General features: G+C 33.3%; 1 protein-coding gene. It reads left to right on the forward strand.

Annotated elements, in window-relative coordinates; genetic code table 11:
• Positions 1 to 17 precede the first annotated feature (17 nt).
• Positions 18 to 242 carry a DUF5366 family protein gene (locus AOA61_RS32760; protein ID WP_368731119.1) on the forward strand — a complete coding sequence of 75 codons (225 nt, stop codon included), beginning with the start codon at positions 18 to 20 and terminating at the stop codon, positions 240 to 242.
• Positions 243 to 387 lie beyond the last annotated feature (145 nt).

A 387-nucleotide genomic window follows, 5' to 3' on the forward strand; every position in this document is an offset into this window, starting at 1 on the left:
TTTCAAGTCTTTTATCCATCGTGACTACCTTCAACTTATATATTCTAGCAGGTCTATTTTTTCTTTCGTGCTTCATCTATTTTATTTACTTTATATTTAAATTAGGAGACTCCTTAACCTTTATGTCTTTGGTCGGTATGATCTTTTTTCATCTATTTTTTTGGTTCTCCTTTATTTTGGCAATCTTATATGCTCTGTTAAAGCTTTATAATAGTTTAATTGCAAGCTTACCAATAAACTAATGGAGTTATTATTAAGACTGCTAGTAATTATACACAATAGTGTTTAATCAAGCTCCATCATGATTTTCCGCCATGTGGTTGTGTGTAAATGTCGACTACTTGCCGCTTGGATGGAGCCTGGTTGATCCTTTCCTAGCCAAATGCC

Origin of the sequence: Pseudomonas sp. 2995-1 (genome assembly GCF_002742505.1) — a bacterium.
Classification (GTDB): Bacteria; Pseudomonadota; Gammaproteobacteria; order Pseudomonadales; family Pseudomonadaceae; genus Aquipseudomonas; species Aquipseudomonas sivasensis.